This is a genomic window from Streptomyces sp. NPDC001204, assembly GCF_053598035.1.
On sequence record NZ_JBSFJL010000047.1, the window covers coordinates 1 to 14,940 of the forward strand.

Below are 14,940 nucleotides of genomic sequence, written 5' to 3' on the forward strand. Positions count from 1 at the left end.
GGCCGATCGGGAAAGGGCGATGGACACACCGGTCCACCGTGCCTGGTGATCGGGTGCGCCGCGGGGGCAAGGTAACGCCCGCAAGTGACGGGACCACGAACAACGCCTTCACGGATCGCCACGCGCTCCTGACGACACGGTGGATGCGCACATCCGGACACGGTGCCCGGGAGACCCGAAACGACCCGCACGCAGCGGCTGTCGTCAGACACGCCGCAGTGGTGGTGCTTGTGCCAGGCGACCGCCGTGCCCAGCAGGGGCGGGACCGTGACGCAGGCCCTCGCATGGAGGAAGGCCGGGGAGGTCGGTGCGGAGGTGCGGGCGCCTGCGACGGCGTAGGTGGCGGTGTTCAGGAGGGAGCCGCGGGCCGAGGTGAGGAGGAAGACGGGCCAGTACCGTCACGGGGTCTTCACCGAGATCGCGTCGGTCACGAGCCACGGGTGACTGGCTCGTCGGGCGATCTTCGGCAACCTTCCGCAGGATGGGTTCCGGTTGCCCGGCCGAAGCGAGGGACGGCGGGCGCTCTTCTGCGCGGCAGCCGTGCCGCCCCGAGCTCAGGAGCACCACATGGCAGCGAAGACGGATGTGCTGATATCGGCACTGGAGGACGCCCGTGACGCCCACACCGCGGTCATCGGCCGATTCCGGACGGATGCGGCCGTCACCCCGCCGGGCGCCGACCGGCAGCGAATCGAGAGCCAAGCGATCGAGGCGGAGTACCACCTCGGGCGGATCGAGGCCAGGGTGCGCGAGCTGCGCCCGCCTCGTGGGCTGCTGTCGGCCCCCGGGCAGCTGATGGGAATGGTGACCCGCGGCGCCGTGCGGGCGAGCGTACTTCCGCTGGAGGCGGGGGTGACGGCCGTGACGGAAATCGTGCGCGGTAGGAGGCCGGCCGATGAGCGCCGGCTGCTGAGGGCCGCCGAGGACCAGTACACGGCCGCAGCCCGGGCCCTGGCGATCTGCCAGGCAGGCAAGGACATCGCCGAACGGCTCAACGACCAGGAGACGGCCGAACTGTTCGCCATGCTGAGCCGGCAGAGCGAGGTACTGCTGGAGACCAGCGAGGAGAACCTCGCCCGACGGACCAGGGCTGTGGCGGAAGGTACCCGTACGCCGCGGGAAGAAGCGACCGAAGGCGGCATCCTGCTGCAGGCGATCAAGCGCAATATGCAGGCGGCCACGGCCGGGCTGCGGGCACTACTCCTAAGGATCACCAAACGCGTGAGGGGCGCGGCCGAGGAAGCCTGGTGGGAGATGCCCGCCGTCACTCGTGTGGCCGAGAAGGTGCAGGGCGCGATGACGCGCGAGGAGGCCCTACCCATCCCCGGCCTCAGCCAGCTCGGCGTCACGGAGATCCAGCAGCGCCTGCACGACCTGTCCCAGACGGAGCTGACGGTGATCGAAGGCTACGAACGCGCGCACGCGGGTCGCCCCGGGGTCCTGAACACCATCGAGCATCTCAGCCCAGCCCAGCCCTGAGCCGGCACCGAATCGACTCCCTCAACCTGTCAGGCGCTCCCCCGGCCCGGTGCGCAGGCCGCCGTGGCTGCCCGCACGGAGCGGCTCGAGCGCGATGCGGTAGCCACCTGGCTGGCCGAACATGACCTACCCGGAGCGCCACGCCCCCTGCCGCCATACCCGGGCTTGCGCCACCGGTCCGGCTCTCGGGTGAGCCGCGGCCCACGGCGGTCAGCACTGTTGTGCGGTCTGACCTGCTCTGGCGTGTTCCCGGCGCTTGAGCCGCTCGTGCACGTGTGTCCCGGCCGGGTAGACCAGGCAGCACGGGGTAGAACGGCTGGTGGCTCCTTTGTTACGGGAGCCGGAACATGCCCATGATCAAGGGCTGTTCCCAGGCATGAACGAAGGAATAGCAGCATGGCCAGCGGCACCGTGAAGTGGTTCAACTCCGAAAAGGGTTATGGCTTCATCGCCCAGGACGACGGAGGCCCGGACGTCTTCGCCCACTACTCCGAAATCCAGGGCGGGGGCGGCTACCGAGAGCTGACCGAGGGCGAGCACGTCACCTTTGACATCGGCCAGGGCCAGAAGGGCCCGCAGGCACAGAACATTGTCCGGGGCTGACTGCTCACGATGATGGGAGGCGGGTTGCCTGAACAGGCAACCCGGCTCTTTGTGCAACGCACACGCCGTGGCCGCGGTCACGCAGCAGCCACGGGGCAGGATCGCCGGGTACCAGCAGCGCAGCCGGCCAAGGGCACTACGGCCGGCTGGCCGGCATCTGCTCCGTCCGCTCGTCGAACGGCGTGATGATGACGCCCTGCAGATGGCCGTACGCGCTGACCAGGCCGGAGAAGTTCCGACGCGTGACCTTCCCGCCCACTGGACGAGCGGTTCTCCCAGTGGACCAAGAGCAGTCCCAGGAGCAGTGTGCAGCGCCTTGAGCTGGACGTCTTGCCCACACCGACCTGGATCTCAGCGACGACGCCACCCTCACGCTCCGCGGAAGCGATTCGCTTCTTTCCCTGTCGGTGACGTAGTGTTCTGTTCACCGACGCGGGGTGGAGCAGCTCGGTAGCTCGCTGGGCTCATAACCCAGAGGTCGCAGGTTCAAATCCTGTCCCCGCTACTGAAGGCCGAGGGCCGGAATCCGATCAGGGATTCCGGCCCTCGGTGTTTCCGTCCCCGGTGGGCCGCCGCCAGGGCCGATCGCAGCCACTCGTCTGCAGCGGGCGCGGTGATTCAGCGGCTGCCCGAGGACGGCGGGCGCACGGTGACCGGGACGTTGACGCCGGTCACCGTGTCGTCCATCAGGTGTCCCTCGGCGCGCATGTGCATCGCCCGCAGCACCAGGGTGTGCGGGTCGAGGTCGAGGGTGAACCAGGCGGTGATGTCCGGCCGGGCGAAGGCCAGCTCGACGACGTTCGTGTCGGCGCGCAGGACGCGGATGGCGGCAGCAGGCTGGAACTCGCTGTGGTAGAAGGCCGCCGGCCAGCGGAACGAGAAGCCGCTGCGGTCGTGCTGCCAGCGGCTGGTCGGCCCGTCGCGGCGGTAACTGTCCGGGCCGACCAGCACCGCGCTGCCGCCGCCGGCGATGCTGTACGCCGTCGCGTCCGGGGCGGCGAACCGGTAGCGGGTCACCACCGCGGGCCCGGTTGACGACCCGCGCAGCGTCTCCTCCATCTCCAGGCTGTGCAGCCGCCCCATCGCGGCAAGCATGCGGTTGAAGAGGGCCCGACCGTCCGGCTCGGGCAGCGGCACCGACCGGGTCGCGGTGGCGACGCCACGGTTGCTGCGCACGCTGACCGTCGTCGCCCATCGGCCGGTGTCAGTCAGGGCAACGGTGCCGGTGAAGCAACCGAATCCACACGGGCGCAACGCTGCGCGCACGGGCGACGTCCCATCAGCTCGGCGTGCGGAGAACACGGCGTCCCGCAGCCCGTCGCCGGGCTGGGCCCCGACCACGGTCAGCTGCACCCGGACCCGGCCCAGGTGCGGTGGGCTGAGGGACCAGCCGAGGACGAACGGACCCGAATCGGCGGCGACGGCCGCTGCCGGTTCGCTCGCCAGCGCAGCCAGCGGCGGCCTCCCGGCAGCATCCTCGGCCGCCACGGTGGCGGCCCGGGGCAGGGCGGGGTAGCCGACCAGCGCGGCGGCCACCGCCACCGCGGTGACCGCTGCGATCAGCTCGCCCGACACCGCGATCCGTACTCCCCGCAGCCTGGGTACGCGGCGGCTGCGCAGCCAGTGGTGGATCAGCCCGGCGACGGCCATCACGGCCAGCGCGGCAGCCTTTGCGAGCACCGCGCGCCCGTAGCCGGTGCCGGTGAGCTGAGCCCAGCCAGACAGCTGCTGGGCCGCGTTCCCCACCCCCGTCGCAGCCACCACCACCGCCGCCGCGACCGCGGCCGGGGTCAGCGCGGCCAGCACCGCGATCGCTCGTCGGCCGGCCAGCGCGCCGAGCGCGATCGCGGCCACCCAGACCGCCACCGCCAGCAGGTGGACGAACAGCGCGAGCGTGGCCGGCATCGGATGCGGCGCCGCGCCCGCATGCCCGCCGGCCGCCTCGGTGAACAGCGCACCCGCACCCACGCCTGCCGCCAGCCACCGCAGGGCTGGGGTGCGCCGGGCCTGCCACGCGATGCCGACGAGGACGCCGACGGCGGCCAGCACCAGTCCGGCCAGCCGCCACCTGCTGGACGCGCCCGCGGTCAGCAGGCTGACCACCGCGCCAACCCGTCCGGTAGCGACCTCGGCGGCCGCCACGGCTGCGACGAGCAGCCCCGCCAGCGCCACCGCCGGCCCGGCCCTCGCCACTGCCGCGACCCGGCGGGCGGGCACACCGGCGTGCTGCGCTCGCGGCGCCAGCAGCACGGTACCGGTCCAGGCCAGCAGCCCCAGCAGCCCGACCCACCGGCCGGCCAGCCCGACCCAGCCCTCGCTGGCGGTCGGCCCGGCCGACACCGAGCCAATGCCGGGCTGTGTGGTGCCGACCCCGAACTGGTAGCTGCCGTGCAGCACGTGCCCGTCGTCCAGCGCCACGCTGGTCCACCGCACCGTGTACACGCCTGTGGCGAGCGAGCCCAGTCGACGCTGCATCGCCAGCCCGTCACCGGTCACCGGCCGCGTCGCGCCGATTCCCACCTCGCGGGCGTGGGCGTCCACGACGTCCACCCGGCTCAATCGCAGATTCAACGGCTCGTCGAAGCGCAGCACCACCGCAGCCGGCGCCTGCGGCAGCCCCGTCCCCGGCGCCGGGCTCGCCGATACCAAGGTCGCGTGCGCGAAGGCCGACGCCGCCGAAGCCAGCACCATCAACAACGCAGCCACGACGGCCACCCACACGCGGCGCCCCAACCCACAGGGGACACGGGGCGGCCTGACATTCCGGTCCACTACGCGCATCAATTCCAACTCCGCAATCGTTCCTACGCCCGACACGGCCGCGATGACGCCGCGGTTCATCCCGGCGGCCAACCGCGGGGCGGCCCGGCAACCAGCGCCGTCCAGACACGGCCTGCGACGCTTCCGCGACGGCAGCACAGCGTCTTTGAGTGTTGCCACCCGGTAGCCGTGCTGATCTCCTTCGAGGCTCGGCACCTCGAAGGTCAGCCGGTGGCCGTTCATCCATGCGGGCTTCCCCGCGTTCAACACTCGATGGGAAAGGACCCGACGACCGTGGCTCGTGCCATCACTCCGGCCCCCAGGTCACGTCGTCCTACCCGTCGGCGCGGTCGCCGCCGGCGTCCGGCTGCGCGGGCAGGGCCTGGCCGGCGGACACCGATTCCACTTCGCCGATGTCCTGCGGCGTGAGGTCGAGGTCGGACGTCTCGTCGTCGCCGGTTCCCTCTGCCTCTCTCCGCGCCTTGCGCCGGTCGTTGAGAAGGGAAGAGACAACAGCGGCGAAATAGAGCATCCAGATCGGCGCGGCCAGCGCCAGCATGGTCAGCGGGTCCGTGCTCGGCGTCGCCACAGCAGAAAAGACCGTGATCCCCACGATCATGCCGCGCCACCGGCCGAGCATCCGCCGGCCGGACAGCACTCCGGTGAGGTTCAGCATCACCAGCAGCAGCGGCATCTCGAAGGAGAGACCGAAGACGACCACCATTCGGGTGACGAGGTCGAGCAGATCGTCCAGCGGCAACAGGTTGTCCACCCCGCGCGGGGTGAAGCCGATCAACACCTTCGCGGTCGTGGGCAGCACCCTGTAGGCGAAGAAGGCGCCGCCGAAGAACAGCGGGACGCCCGCGCCGACGAACGCGTAGGCGTATTTCCGCTCGTGCTTGTGCAACCCGGGGGCGACGAACGCCCACAGCTGGTACAGCCATACCGGCGAGGCCAGCACGACACCGGCCATCAGGGACACCTTCAGCGCCAGGGTGAAGGGCGCGAGCAGACCGTTGATCGTGATCCGCGCGCAGGTCGTGCCCGCGGTCTGCTTGGCCAGATCGGCGAAGGACGTCGGGCATCCGACCGAGACCAGCACCGGCCTGGTGACGAGGTTGATGATGCCCTTGTAGGAGAAGGCCGCGACGATCGTGACGACCAGGATGGCAAGGACGGCCCTGGCGAGCCGGTTGCGGAGTTCACGAAGGTGTTCCGCGAGCGGCATCCGCCCCTCGGGATCCTTCTCTTTGTTGCGGGCCGACTGGGGCACGCCAGGTCCTCATCTCGTGCGGCAGACCGGAGACCACGGCTCTGCGTCAGTACTTGATCGTCTCGGTCAGCCGGTGGGGTGCGAGCTCGCCACGGCGCCGAGTGCGACCGGTAGCGCGTCCAGGAACGTCTCGTGCGGGGATGTGCCAGGGGCGCGCAGGACCGGGCTCAGTCGCTGTGGCTGGTCATGCTGTCCGTGGGCGCGGTGCGGGCGGTGGCGGTGTCTCCGGGAGTGCCCGAGATCGTCCGCGGTCCCGGTGCGGGCTCAGGTTCGGGCCGTGGCTCGTTGGAGACGCCGTCGTCCTTCATGGCCATGGTCTCGCTCTTGAGGATCCGCATGGACTTGCCCAGCGCCCGGGCCGTGTCGGGTAGTTTCTTCGAGCCGAAGATCAAAACCACCACCGCGACCAGGATCAGCAGGTGCCAGGGCTCCAGCGCGTTGCGGAACATCGTCACACCACCCCTTCGAACGCGTCGGCCCTCATATCTGCCTCGGCGATCCGTGCCGCTCGTTCCTGCGCGGCAGCGGTGGGAGCGGGAACACGCGCGGCGCATCGTGTCTTGCCGCTCCAGGCATGCACCGGTGGCCGGCACAGCCAGGCCTCACAAGTGAGTTCGTCGCCCGTCGCCGCCGCAACCGCGGGAGGGTCGAACGGCAACAGGTATACGGCGAGGCGTAGTTCGCCGCCTGTGACCTGCATGGCCACCTGCGCCGGATGCCCGGCCCGCGGAGTGTGCGGGGGCGTTTGGGCCGGATGGACGCCCAGCCACTGCTCCTGGGAGCAACCAGATTCGCGCACCTGGAACAACCGATGGGGCCTCGCGTTCGGCCACGGTGCGTTCATCGGCCTTCCCTGGCATGACCGTTCCTGTCGCCGGCCGCCGGGATGTTCACGCATGGCTGTCGGGCGCGGGAGGCGAGGCGAGGCGAGTTGGCCGGCTGCGGAGGCGTGCCGGGTGTCGATGTCCTTGTGGGTCATATGTCCTTCTTCTTGTCGGGTCGGGGTCGATTCGGATTCTGGGGCGCCCGCAAGGGGCCGCAGTTCGTGCGGAACGCTCGGCCCGGTCATGGCGAGCACCTCAGGCAGGCGCGGACTTCGCGGCCGCCGCGTGTCTGGTGGACCTCGGTCGACTGGGCGAGGTACTGGACGATGCCGGTGCCGCGGCCGTGTTCGTCGGAGGCGATGTCGGGGCGACGGCGCTCCACTGCCATGCCGGAGTCAGTGACCACGATGTGCAGAGTGCCGTCGTCTAGGACGAGCCGCAGGGTCATGCACTCGCGGCCGTACTGGGCTGCGTTGGCTGCGAGTTCGTCGACGATGAGAACGGCGGAGTCCCGATCGCCTGCGGGCACGCTCCAGGCCTCCAGCAGATCAGCCGCGAAGTGACGGGCGGCGAAGACGTGCGCCTCCTGCGCGGGCAGGGTGAGCACCGCCTCGTGGCGGCAGGGCCGGTCGAGCAGTGAACTCGGACTGAGGGAGTCGGTCACGAACATGGTCTTCTGGCTCTTCTGTGGGTGTGCGGAGACCGGAAAGGGGAGACCGCCAGCAACTTCGGGGGTCGGTCAGCGGGATCCTGCATCGGCGCGCTCATTTGGTTCCACGGGCGACGCATGCCGAACGGTTCGAGGCATTCACCCTTTTTGCTCGACTTCTTGCGGGTCGCGTCCGTGCCGGCGGCCTGCTGGGCTCACTCGCCTCTGCCGGAGCTCGATGCCGTACTCGGGTGGACCGGGCCTCGGCAGGCCTCTTGTGCCGCCGTGCGCTCACACACGGCAGCGGTCGTCATGTCGCTGGGCGGCCAGGCCGGCCCAGTGACATGACGACCCTGGCCTCGCCTCACGCCCGGATTGTGACCAGCTTCTGGCCGTTGCCTGCGAGGATCTCGAAGTACTCGATGGCCCCGGGGGCCATGGCGACCGCCCCGGGGATCGTGGTGCCGGGAGGGTACTCGCCTGCCCGCCAGGTGGCGCCGTCCGCCCTGGCTCCGCCGGGCCCGACCGCCCGCAACCGGCAGGTGATTCCGGCGGGTGCCCCCTTGGCGGAGACCTGGAGGACACTGCCCCAGGCAGAGGGTGAGACCTTCACCGAGGCGGAGACGCCGGTGGCGGGATCGCTTCCGGAGACGGTGCGCCAGGCCGTGGGCACGGTCGGCCCGGGCGGCGCCGCCGCGCTGCCCACTGTGCCGATGGCCGCCAGCCAGGTGCCACTGGCCGCTGCCGCGACGAACGCGAGTGAGGCGGCTGCGCCGGCCAGTTGCAGACGCCAGGTCCTGCGGCGCCGGGTCGCGGCCTGCTGGAGCAGCTTCTCCAGCACGCCTCCCTCCGGCGCCCGCGACACCGCGGGCACGGCGGGCACGGCGTGCCGTTCGGGCGGGGAGCCCTGCGCGTTTTCGGCTGCCCGTGCCACCAGCCGGTCGGCCAGGTTCCCGTCGACCGCCGGCACCCTCCGGCCTGCGGCTTCCGCCGCGGTCACCGTCGTCAGCAGCGCGGGCAGTCCCGTCAGCTGGGCGTGTTCAGCCTGGCACTCGGTGCATTCCGCGAGGTGGGCGCGCACCCGCTCCGCTTCCGCCAAGGGCAGTGTGCCCAGGACGTATGCTCCCAGCGCCAGCCGGAGGTCGTCGTGCTTCGCCCTCATGGTCGCCACCTCCCGCACACCACGGTCATGGCTCGATCCCCCGTTCCTGGAGCGCCAACCGCAGGGCGTGCAGGGCGTAGTACGTCCGCGACTTCACGGTGCCCAGCGGGATGCCCAGCACCCGTGCCGCCTCCGTCATGGTCCGGCCCCGGTAGTAGGTCTCCAGCAGGACGGCACGGTGGTCCGGGGACAGGGTCCGGAGGGCGTCGGCGACCGCCCAGCTCTGCAGTGCCTGCTCGATCTCGTCCTCGCCCGGTTTCTGCTCGGCGGCACGCTCCAGCGCCTCGCCGCCGGCCTCGGCCGGCCTGGCCTGCCGGGCCCGGTGAGCATCGATGACCAGGCGCCGGGCGACCGTGCACAGCCACGCCCGGGCGGGGCCTCGCGCGGGATCGAACGCGGCGGGATGCTGCCACGCCCGGAGCAGTGTCTCCTGCACCACGTCCTCCGCCCATTGCCAATCTCCCGAGGTCAGTCGCAGTACGTAGTGGAACAGGGCTCCTGCGTGCTCCGCGTACAGAGTGCGCAGCAGTTCCTCATCTGCGGTCGAAAGGGTCCCTTTACCGGAGACACGGTCCGCGGAGCGATCCGGATCGGTCCGCGGGTCACGTTTTCGGGAACTCCAGGGCATGGGCCGATCATCGCGCACATGTACGACTTTGTCCCGTAACGCCCGAAAGGGTGCAGGTGTCGCTCTGCGAGTTTCGTGGGCGTGGCGCCCGGAAGGTCGGCTGATCGGCGGCGATACCAAGAGGTTCACAAAAGTGCATGTCTGCCGAACCGTGGGACCCCCGCCGTCCGTGGAGCCGGACGAGAGTGGAGGTGACCCGATGACCGACCACCACGACAGTCACGGCGGGGTACCGGCCGACGACACCGGTCGACGCGACACCGAAAAACGGTATGACTTGATGTCAACTCATGTGGCAAACAGGCTGGTTCGGGGGTGTCGTGGTGCTGACCGCGGCCAGTGGGGAGGTGATCAGCCACATCGCCGAATTCCGGGACAGCAGCTCCTCCGTCACCTGTCTCAACGGGCACGTCCAAACCGGGCGGGGCTCTCGCCCCCACCCCGCAGGTCGTCCCTGCCCGTGATCGGAAAGATGACCGGACACACGGGCGCGCGGATGCGGCGTCCCGCACGAACGGTGGCGGGCTTTCTGGCTGCTTTGCTGCCGGTCGCGGTCGCGGTGGGGATATATGCGTTCGGCCGCACGCACACTCCTGACTACACCAGCGGCCTGTTCGGGCGGCACGGCGTCGGTGCCAACGATCTCAAGGCGCGTCTGGGCAGCGCTCTGATGACACTCGCGGTCGTCCAACTGCTGCTCGGGCTGTGGATGTACCGACGCCTACCGGGAGCGAGGGCCGCACCGCACCGGGTGCACCCCGCACACCGGCTCATCGGCCTCCTCGCCTTTCTGCTCTCGCTGCCCATCGCCTACCACTGCATCACCACCTACGGAGTTGAGTTCACGAGCAGCCGAGTGGCGGTGCACTCCGTCACGGGCTGCGTCCTGTACGGCGCGTTCGTCGCCAAGGTGCTGGTGGTACACAGCCGCCGGCTGCCCGGTTGGGCCCTGCCGGCCGCCGGCGGCGCCCTGGTCACCGCCATAGCGGTGATGTGGTACACAGCCGCCTTGTGGTTCTTCGCCGGCTCCGCGCCCGGCTTCTGACCGTTGCGGCAGCTCCGACGGCACCGCCGGAGGTGTGACCGAACCGAACCGCTCACAGTCCCGGGGATGCCGTCCGCCGGTCTCAGAGGGTGAGGGTGGGGTCTTCGAGCTCGGCCCAGACGGCGAGGTCGAGGGTGCGTTCGAGGCCGTTGCGCTCGCTGGTGGTGACGTCCACGGGCTTGGTGGTGGTGATCTGCTGCAGCCGGGTCCGGTCGATGAGGTCGAGGGCGGGGCTGCTGCCCGACGACAGCAGGTCGCGAACCTGGATCTGCAGTTCGGTCACGTAGGCGGGGTCCTGAGTGGAGGGATAGGGGCTTTTGACCCGCTCCGCCACGGACCGCGGCAGGAGTTCCGAGGTGGCTGCCCTCAAGAGGCTCTTCTCGCGGCCGTCGAAGGTCTTCATCGACCACGGGGTGTTGAAGACGTACTCGACCAGGCGGTGGTCGCAGAACGGGACGCGGACCTCCAGACCGGTGGCCATGCTGAGGCGGTCCTTGCGGTCCAGGAGCATGCGGACGAAGCGGGTGAGGTGCAGGTAGCACACTTCCCGCATCCGGCGCTCGAGGGGGTCCTTCTCGCTGTCCAGGCGCGGTACCTGGGCCAGGGCCTCCTGGTACCGCTGGGCGAGGTAGCCAGGCAGGTCCAGTCGTTCCCGCAGCTCCGGATCGAGCAGCGAACCGCCGCCCCGGCCGTGCTGGCGTTCCAGTGCCGCCAGCCAGGGGAAGGTGCCGGCGTCCCGAGCGGCAGGGTCGTGGAACCACGCGTAGCCGCCGAAGACCTCGTCGGCGGACTCCCCGGACAGAGCCACCGTGGAATGCTTGCGGATCGCCCGGAACAGCAGCAGAAGTGACTGGTCCAGGTCGCCCAGGCCCAGAGGCAGGTCCCGGGCGCGGACGGCGGCGGCGCGGACGTTCGGATCAGCGAGGTTCTCGGGATCGAGGACGATGTCCTGATGGTCGGTGCCCACGTGCCGAACGACGTCGTGGACGTACGGCGTGTCCGGCGTCGCGCGCAGGTCGTCTGGGATGAAGTTCTCGCTCTGGCCGACGAAGTCGACGGCGAAGCTGCGGACGGTTTCCTTTCCGCGGAGTTGCTCCGCCGCCAGTGCGGTGATGGCACTGGAGTCCAGGCCGCCCGAGAGCAGGACGCACCGCGGCACGTCCGAGACCAGCTGGCGGCGCACGGTGTCCTCCAGCAGCTCGCGCACCCGCGCGATGGTGTCCTGCCGGGTATCGGTGTGCTCGGCGGCGCTGAGCTGCCAGTACGGACGGGTGCGCAGGCCGGCGCGCTCGACGGTCACCACGGTGCCCGGCTCCACTTCCCGCATTCCCGCCCAGATGGCGTGGCCGGGGGTTTTGGCCATGGAGAACAGTTCACGCAGCCCGTCGAGGCCGACGGTGCGGGGTGCGAGGGGGTTGGCCAGGATGGCTTTGGGTTCGGAGCCGAACAGTACGCCGTCGTCGGTGGCGAAGTAGTACAGGGGCTTGATACCCATGCGGTCGCGGATCAGCAGCAGCTGGTCGGTCCGTCCGTCCCAGACGGCGAAGGCGAACATGCCGTTGAGGTGCTCGGGGAGGTCGGCCCCCCACTCCAGGTAGCCACGCAGAACGACCTCGGTGTCGCTGTCGGTGTGGAAGGAATGGCCGCGGCGGCGTAGCTCGTCACGCAACTCGGTGTAGTTGTACGCCTCCCCCGAGTACACCAGGACGACATCGCCGTCCGGGGTGTGCTCACTCATCGGCTGGACGCCGCCGGGCAGGTCGATGATGGCGAGCCGGCGGTGGCCCAGAGCCGCGTGCGTGTCGAGCCAGAGGCCCTGTGCGTCCGGTCCGCGGCAGGCCATCGTGGCGTTCATGGCTTCGACGGTGGGGCGTTCGGGTCGCAGGTCGCGCTGGTAGGACACCCAACCGGAGATTCCGCACATGGGGTGGCACTCCTTGCCGTGGAGAAGCATCCAGCACCGTGGATGGCACCCCCCACTGGACCGTAACAAGGACCGCCGTCCGGCGCAGCTCGCACGGGCGGAGCTGCGGCGCGGTGACGGTCCGTGGTATCGCCTCGTATGCGGGAGCTGGATCCACCGCCGGATATCAGGAATCGAGAAGCGCGAGGCACGGACCGGGTTCTAGCCTGCTCGCCATGGACATCACCATTCATACGAGTTACCTGCCGCACGACGACCCGGACGCGTCGCTCGCCTTCTACCGCGATGTTCTCGGCTTCGAGGTCCGCAGCGACGTCGGGCAGGGCAGGATGCGCTGGATCACGGTCGGCCCGGCCGGTCAGCCCGACACGTCCCTCCTCCTGGCGCCGCCGGCCGCCGACCCGGGAGTCACCGAGGACGAGCGCCGCACCATCACCGAGATGATGGCGAAAGGCACCTACGGCTGGATCCTGCTGGCCACCCCGGACCTCGACGCCACGTTCGAGAAGGTACAGGCCGGTGACACCGAGGTCGTCCAGGAGCCGACCGAGCAGCCGTACGGCATCCGTGACTGCGCCTTCCGCGACCCCGCGGGCAACCTGGTCCGCATCCAGGAGCTTCGCTGAGCCGCGTCCGCAGCCTTGGCCGGCTCCGGTGGGCCGGCCCGTATCACCGAGTGCCTGGGATGCCTGTCCCGGCAGGCATCCCAGGCGCCGGTAGGCGTCGGTGGAAGAGGAAAGAAGGGGGAGTCGTCCCATGTGTCATCCCGAGTGGCGGCGGGCACGCGTCGAGGCGCAGCGCTTGACCGACCTCGCGCGGCTGCGGCGCGTCCGCGACCGGATCGACAGGGAGTACGCGCAGCCGCTGAACGTGGAGGCGCTGGCCCGCGGTGTGAACATGTCCGCCGGGCACCTCAGCCGGCAGTTCCGGGCCGCCTACGGTGAGTCGCCGTACGCGTACCTGATGACGCGTCGCATCGAGCGCGCGACGGCGCTGCTGCGGCGGGGCGACCTCAGTGTCACCGAGGTCTGCTTCGCGGTCGGCTGCGCGTCGCTGGGCACGTTCACCACCCGCTTCACCGAGCTGGTCGGCATGTCCCCCGGGGCTTTCCGGCGCCGCGCGGCGGATGCGGCGGGCGTGGCGGCCGACCATGCCGATCCCGCGAGTACGGCCGGTGATGCGGGACCTGCGATCACGGTGGAGGGGATGCCGGCGTGTGTGGCGAAGCAGGTGACGAGACCGGTCAGGAATCGAGAAGCCCCGGCCGCCGAGCAGCCCTTAGCGTGATGGCCATGGCAACCACCGCGTCCACCGCATCCCACACGTCCGTCGCGTCCGTCACCCTCGAGGTGGCCGACCCCGAGGCCGCCAACCGCTTCTACACCGCGTTCGGAGTGGACACGCACATACGCCTACGGGTGTCCGAGCCGCACTCCGCCGGATTCCGCGGCTTCACACTGGCGCTCACGGTGTCCGGGCCCGCCACCGTCGACGGCTTCCTCGGCGCCGCCGTGGACGCGGGCGCCACGGTGCTGAAGCCCGCCGCGAAGTCGCTGTGGGGCTACGGCGGCGTCGTCCAGGCCCCGGACGGGACGATCTGGAAGGTCGCGACCTCGGCGAAGAAGGACACCGGGCCGGCCACCCGCGAGATCGACGAGATCGTCCTCCTGCTCGGCGTCGAGGACGTGAAGGCCAGCAAGCAGTTCTACGTCGGTCGGGGCCTGACCGTGGCCAGGAGCTTCGGCGGCAAGTACGCCGAGTTCGCCGCCGACGAGGCCTCCCCCGTCAAGCTGGCGCTGTACAAGCGCCGCGGCCTGGCCAAGGATCTCGGAGTCCCCGCCGACGGCGCCGGCTCGCACCGCATCGTCCTCGGCAGCACCGCCGGCCCCTTCACCGACCCTGACGGCTTCGCCTGGGAAGCCGCCACGTCGCTCACCCCCGCGCCGTCCACGGCGTCCGCACCGTCCTGACTCCCGGACCTGAACTCCCGCCCCGACCTGCCTCATGCCTGGACGAGAGGAAGTCAGCCGTGCAGCAGACGAAGTCGTCTGCCGAGAACTCCGGCGCGGACGCCGAGGAGTACAACGGGTTCACTGCCGAAGAGCGGGCCGCGATGAAGGAGCACGCGCAGGGTCAGAAGCAGGCGGTGGCGCGGCGCGGTTCGCGGGCGGAGAAGGAGGCGGCCGCGGAGCGGGATGTGCTTGCGAAGATCGCCGAGATGCCGGAGGCGGACCGGGTCCTCGCCGAGCGGATCCACGCTGTCGTCAAGGCCGCCGCTCCGGACCTCACGCCCCGGCTCTGGTACGGGATGCCCGCCTACGCCAGAAACGGCAAGGTCGTCTGCCACTTCCAGAGCGCGCAGAAGTTCAAGTCGAGGTATGCCACGCTCGGATTCAGCGACCAGGCGGCTCTCGACGACAGCGCCATGTGGCCGACCGCCTACGCCCTGAGGGAGCTGACCGCGGCCGACGAACAGCGCATCATCACGCTCGTCAAGAAGGCGGCGGGCTGAGGCCAACCGGGGCGGACATCCTCTGCCTGCGGGTCTCGGCCCTGCTGACGCCGGCGTCGCCCCCCTCCGTCGCACTTCTGG

General features: G+C 70.4%; 16 protein-coding genes and 1 tRNA gene. 8 read left to right on the forward strand and 9 right to left on the reverse strand.

The window, feature by feature from the left end; translation table 11 throughout:
* Positions 1-567 precede the first annotated feature (567 nt).
* Together ACWC91_RS38310 and ACWC91_RS38315 are read left to right on the forward strand one after the other, a co-directional pair.
* A complete protein-coding gene (locus ACWC91_RS38310) occupies positions 568-1,479 on the forward strand; it encodes a hypothetical protein (protein WP_376503198.1) in 912 nt (303 codons plus the stop codon).
* A 396-nt stretch (positions 1,480-1,875) separates the two neighbouring features.
* Positions 1,876-2,082 (forward strand): cold-shock protein, encoded by a 207-nt coding sequence (locus ACWC91_RS38315; protein ID WP_141367736.1) that lies wholly within the window; start codon positions 1,876-1,878, stop codon positions 2,080-2,082.
* Positions 2,083-2,218: 136 nt separating this feature from the next.
* Here the strand turns inward: ACWC91_RS38315 and ACWC91_RS38320 are convergent, their stop codons facing one another.
* Complete coding sequence (locus ACWC91_RS38320; protein WP_450645030.1) at positions 2,219-2,341, reverse strand: hypothetical protein; 123 nt, start codon at positions 2,339-2,341, stop codon at positions 2,219-2,221.
* Positions 2,342-2,513: 172 nt separating this feature from the next.
* Here ACWC91_RS38320 and ACWC91_RS38325 point away from each other — a divergent pair.
* Positions 2,514-2,587, forward strand: a tRNA-Met gene (locus ACWC91_RS38325).
* Between the two features lie 113 nt (positions 2,588-2,700).
* Here the strand turns inward: ACWC91_RS38325 and ACWC91_RS38330 are convergent.
* From ACWC91_RS38330 to ACWC91_RS38360, 7 genes are all read right to left on the reverse strand, one after another.
* Positions 2,701-4,788 (reverse strand): copper resistance CopC family protein, encoded by a 2,088-nt coding sequence (locus tag ACWC91_RS38330; RefSeq protein WP_450642554.1) that lies wholly within the window; start codon positions 4,786-4,788, stop codon positions 2,701-2,703.
* Between the two features lie 388 nt (positions 4,789-5,176).
* A complete protein-coding gene (gene tatC / locus ACWC91_RS38335) occupies positions 5,177-6,115 on the reverse strand; it encodes a twin-arginine translocase subunit TatC (RefSeq protein WP_450642556.1) in 939 nt (312 codons plus the stop codon).
* Positions 6,116-6,282: 167 nt separating this feature from the next.
* Entirely contained in the window at positions 6,283-6,564 is a 282-nt protein-coding gene (gene tatA / locus ACWC91_RS38340; protein ID WP_225079926.1) for a Sec-independent protein translocase subunit TatA, read from the reverse strand.
* Positions 6,565-6,566: 2 nt separating this feature from the next.
* Positions 6,567-6,959 (reverse strand): hypothetical protein, encoded by a 393-nt coding sequence (locus ACWC91_RS38345; protein ID WP_450726247.1) that lies wholly within the window; start codon positions 6,957-6,959, stop codon positions 6,567-6,569.
* Between the two features lie 221 nt (positions 6,960-7,180).
* Entirely contained in the window at positions 7,181-7,609 is a 429-nt protein-coding gene (locus tag ACWC91_RS38350) for an ATP-binding protein (RefSeq protein WP_225079924.1), read from the reverse strand.
* A 343-nt stretch (positions 7,610-7,952) separates the two neighbouring features.
* Entirely contained in the window at positions 7,953-8,750 is a 798-nt protein-coding gene (locus tag ACWC91_RS38355; RefSeq protein ID WP_225079923.1) for a zf-HC2 domain-containing protein, read from the reverse strand.
* Between the two features lie 25 nt (positions 8,751-8,775).
* Positions 8,776-9,378 (reverse strand): sigma-70 family RNA polymerase sigma factor, encoded by a 603-nt coding sequence (locus tag ACWC91_RS38360; RefSeq protein WP_225079922.1) that lies wholly within the window; start codon positions 9,376-9,378, stop codon positions 8,776-8,778.
* A 472-nt stretch (positions 9,379-9,850) separates the two neighbouring features.
* Here ACWC91_RS38360 and ACWC91_RS38365 point away from each other — a divergent pair, with 472 nt between their 5' ends.
* Positions 9,851-10,423 (forward strand): DUF6529 family protein, encoded by a 573-nt coding sequence (locus tag ACWC91_RS38365; RefSeq protein ID WP_225079921.1) that lies wholly within the window; start codon positions 9,851-9,853, stop codon positions 10,421-10,423.
* Positions 10,424-10,505: 82 nt separating this feature from the next.
* On the opposite strand, the gene asnB is transcribed toward ACWC91_RS38365, so the two are convergent.
* On the reverse strand, positions 10,506-12,347 hold the full coding sequence (gene asnB, locus ACWC91_RS38370; protein WP_376503186.1) for an asparagine synthase (glutamine-hydrolyzing): 1,842 nt from the start codon (positions 12,345-12,347) through the stop codon (positions 10,506-10,508).
* Between the two features lie 215 nt (positions 12,348-12,562).
* On the opposite strand from asnB, the gene ACWC91_RS38375 reads away from it, so the two are divergent.
* From ACWC91_RS38375 to ACWC91_RS38390, 4 genes are all read left to right on the forward strand, one after another.
* Positions 12,563-12,973 carry a VOC family protein gene (locus ACWC91_RS38375; RefSeq protein WP_141367730.1) on the forward strand — a complete coding sequence of 137 codons (411 nt, stop codon included), beginning with the start codon at positions 12,563-12,565 and terminating at the stop codon, positions 12,971-12,973.
* A 130-nt stretch (positions 12,974-13,103) separates the two neighbouring features.
* Complete coding sequence (locus tag ACWC91_RS38380; protein WP_450642559.1) at positions 13,104-13,634, forward strand: helix-turn-helix transcriptional regulator; 531 nt, start codon at positions 13,104-13,106, stop codon at positions 13,632-13,634.
* Positions 13,634-14,317: a glyoxalase gene (locus ACWC91_RS38385; RefSeq protein WP_450642560.1), complete on the forward strand. Its 684-nt coding sequence runs from the start codon at positions 13,634-13,636 to the stop codon at positions 14,315-14,317. Before ACWC91_RS38380 ends, ACWC91_RS38385 begins: the two co-directional genes overlap by 1 nt.
* A gap of 143 nt (positions 14,318-14,460) precedes the next feature.
* Positions 14,461-14,859, forward strand: coding sequence for an iron chaperone (locus ACWC91_RS38390; protein ID WP_450642574.1), 399 nt, complete (start codon positions 14,461-14,463; stop codon positions 14,857-14,859).
* The last annotated feature ends 81 nt before the right edge of the window (positions 14,860-14,940 follow it).

Bases quoted from the DNA above. Each gene is read 5' to 3' on its own strand.
- ACWC91_RS38380 (WP_450642559.1), top strand. From the start codon at position 13,104: ATGTGTCATCCCGAGTGGCGGCGGGCACGCGTCGAGGCGCAGCGCTTG.
- ACWC91_RS38365 (WP_225079921.1), top strand. From the start codon at position 9,851: ATGACCGGACACACGGGCGCGCGGATGCGGCGTCCCGCACGAACGGTG.
- ACWC91_RS38385 (WP_450642560.1), top strand. From the start codon at position 13,634: ATGGCCATGGCAACCACCGCGTCCACCGCATCCCACACGTCCGTCGCG.
- ACWC91_RS38345 (WP_450726247.1), bottom strand. From the start codon at position 6,959: ATGAACGCACCGTGGCCGAACGCGAGGCCCCATCGGTTGTTCCAGGTG.
- ACWC91_RS38355 (WP_225079923.1), bottom strand. From the start codon at position 8,750: ATGAGGGCGAAGCACGACGACCTCCGGCTGGCGCTGGGAGCATACGTC.
- ACWC91_RS38375 (WP_141367730.1), top strand. From the start codon at position 12,563: ATGGACATCACCATTCATACGAGTTACCTGCCGCACGACGACCCGGAC.
- ACWC91_RS38350 (WP_225079924.1), bottom strand. From the start codon at position 7,609: ATGTTCGTGACCGACTCCCTCAGTCCGAGTTCACTGCTCGACCGGCCC.
- ACWC91_RS38390 (WP_450642574.1), top strand. From the start codon at position 14,461: ATGAAGGAGCACGCGCAGGGTCAGAAGCAGGCGGTGGCGCGGCGCGGT.
- asnB (WP_376503186.1), bottom strand. From the start codon at position 12,347: ATGTGCGGAATCTCCGGTTGGGTGTCCTACCAGCGCGACCTGCGACCC.
- ACWC91_RS38360 (WP_225079922.1), bottom strand. From the start codon at position 9,378: ATGCCCTGGAGTTCCCGAAAACGTGACCCGCGGACCGATCCGGATCGC.
- ACWC91_RS38315 (WP_141367736.1), top strand. From the start codon at position 1,876: ATGGCCAGCGGCACCGTGAAGTGGTTCAACTCCGAAAAGGGTTATGGC.
- ACWC91_RS38310 (WP_376503198.1), top strand. From the start codon at position 568: ATGGCAGCGAAGACGGATGTGCTGATATCGGCACTGGAGGACGCCCGT.
- tatA (WP_225079926.1), bottom strand. From the start codon at position 6,564: ATGTTCCGCAACGCGCTGGAGCCCTGGCACCTGCTGATCCTGGTCGCG.